Here is a 2,578-nt window from a genome sequence, read left to right as displayed (position 1 = left end):
CCATTAGTGTCATACCTTATGCAAAAAATTGAGTTTCGACCATATTTTCACTCGCGTTTACCCTTAAAAAACTACCGCTTTTTATGTTAAAGAACGTGCCACTAAATATACGGATTGGTATTTATTTATCCTTTTCTTTTTGAGGTTATTTGTCATACAAAAACACATCTTGCTTTTTTGGCCGTCCAAGGTATTTTTACTGTAAAAATTCATTGGTTTTATTGAGCTGGCAGCGTTTTTACAGTAAAAGCGCATAAGAACCGTTTAAGCAAGATTCCCTAAAAGCCCTGTTATCAAAGGGATTGGAGCAATACAACACGGCTGCTGCGTGTTACCCTCTTGCTATACGTTTTCCATGTCCATACTGGATGGGATTCCTGTGTTTACAGGGGTTTTCGAGGGCTATCCAGTACAGATACTATATGGTGGCATTCCTTATTAATTGTAACCAACTAATAAACAATGTGTTATCTGTTTTTATATCCCAACTGCGTGTTATCCTCTTGCTATAGGATGTTTTTTGTCATCTGTGGCCACACGCACACATCTTGAAGTAATTGTTTGGGTGGGTCTTTTGAGCGTTGGCAACGTTTTTAAAGGTGATGAACTGTTAGGATCTGGCGTGGGGTTCATCAGCTTTAAAAATGCTAGCCCAAGTGGCGATTGAACGTCCCGTTTGAGTGGTTTTTAGTAATTTTTGCTGCAAAAAAATGCCTGTTTATGGGGCTTCCCAGAGGTTTTGCTGCAAATTTTAGTAAAAAGTGGTTTTTAAAGATTTCTGTAAACCCTTATGTTTAAAGGGATTGAGCCAATGTATCGCTGCGTTAGCACGGTACCCTCTTGCTTTACCCTTAGATTCGCACTTGTCATTTACATAGAGTTATCCCGTAAGATTATTACTCATTTTAATGAATAGTAGTCTTTAGTTCGGGATAAGCCTCCGTAATTGTAAATAGCAACCAACCGGTAGAGGGGAATTAGGTGCTGACAAAGTTCCAAGACTTAAGCTTTTAAAATCCTTTACCGGTTATCTCTGAACTGCATCAAATGGAAATTCAGGCTTACAGACCTAATATTAGGGTTTCGATGGTAATTCAGATTATTGATTGTATTTGCGTTCATATCTTATAAAATCTAACCTTTAAGTTTAAAGGTCTATATATTGTTATTCCTATAGAAGAATGGATGTTTTTTATCCTATATTATTCCTTCAATGATTATGAATAGCAACCAAACCGATAAAGGCGCATTAGTTGCTTCTCAAAGTTCCGGACTTAGGAATCTCGATTCAATCCTTTATCGGTTATCTTCTGAATTGGCATCAAATGGAAATTCAGGTTTATGGACCTAGTAAAAGGGATTAGATGGCACCTCAGATGCTTGGTTGTATCTGATTTGTTTTGTTTCATTCTTTTAAATTTTTTATCATGGAAAAATTAGACTTTCTGTATTTTGTTGGTATTGATGTGTCCAAACAGACTTTTGATGTAGCTATCTTAAATGACGGGAATACAAAATCATTTGTGTTCGACAATACCCAAAAAGGTGTCAAGGCGTTTTTGAGGCTATTGAAAAACCAGCATATCTCCTTAAACAACACTCTTATCTGTATGGAACATACAGGCGTATATGGTAACCTGTTAATTACCAAACTGGTCGAGGTAAAAGCGAACTTCTGTGTGGAAATGTCCTTGAGGATCGTTCGCAGTCTCGGCATACAACGGGGCAAGACAGACAAGCTTGATGCTATTCGTTTGGCACAATACGCACTCAAGCACTCTAAGGAAATGGAACTGTACAGACCGCTTCCTGATGTCCTCAAACAGGTTAAGATACTTATCAAGACCAGAGAGCAGTTGGTAAACTTTAAAGCTGATTTGAACAAGCATCCCAATGAGGTCAAGCTTTTTGATCCTGAGCTTGGCAAACTTGCACTAAAACAGGTCAAGAAGACCAGCAAGTGCCTTGATAATGAAATAAAGCGTATAGAGTCTGAACTGCATGCGCTTATCCTTTCTGATGAGAAACTCAATAAAACTGTTGGGCTTGTGACCTCTGTTACGGGAATTGGTGTCATGACCGCTCTATATTTTATAATATTTACCAATTTCTTTACACGTTATAAAGAAGCCAAACAATTGGCCTGTTATTGTGGTGTAGTGCCTTTTGAGCATACTTCTGGTTCTTCCGTACAGAAAAGATCCAGGGTGCACCATATTGCAAACAAAACGATGAAAAAACACCTGCATATGTGTGCCCTCTCCGCAGTTCGCCATGACCCAGAGCTTAAACTTTACTATGAAAGGAAGGCTAATGAAGGAAAGAACAAAATGCTCGTGCTTAACAACGTTAGGAACAAACTCGTTCTGAGGGTCTGTGCCGTGGTCAAAAGGCAAAAACCATATCGGAAAAGGGTGGCTTAACTTTAATATTTTGTTCAATTTTATTTTTTTCATTTTTTGCTTGGTTTTATCATGGAAATCTTTTCCCCTTACGACCAAAGGGAGTAATCATAAAAGGCCTCGCCGTCCAGCGAGCGCCGAACTTGACACGGACACACTGGCAAGCTACGCATTGC

The 2,578-nt window shown here is 38.7% G+C and carries 1 protein-coding gene; it reads left to right on the top strand.

The genetic code is table 11. The annotated features are described in order from the left end of the window. The first annotated feature begins 1,427 nt into the window (after positions 1 to 1,427). Positions 1,428 to 2,423: an IS110 family RNA-guided transposase gene (locus ACKTTC_RS12575; RefSeq protein WP_408040188.1), complete on the top strand. Its 996-nt coding sequence runs from the start codon at positions 1,428 to 1,430 to the stop codon at positions 2,421 to 2,423. Positions 2,424 to 2,578 lie beyond the last annotated feature (155 nt).

The organism is Tenacibaculum amylolyticum, assembly GCF_964511145.1.
Classification (GTDB): Bacteria; Bacteroidota; Bacteroidia; order Flavobacteriales; family Flavobacteriaceae; genus Polaribacter; species Polaribacter amylolyticum.
The sequence above is the reverse complement of the archived record's forward strand: the minus strand, read 5'-3'. Positions and strand labels throughout refer to the sequence as shown.

What these genes read in the sequence shown, in the direction of transcription:
- ACKTTC_RS12575 (WP_408040188.1), top strand. Translation starts at nt 1,428, where the DNA reads ATGGAAAAATTAGACTTTCTGTATTTTGTTGGTATTGATGTGTCCAAA.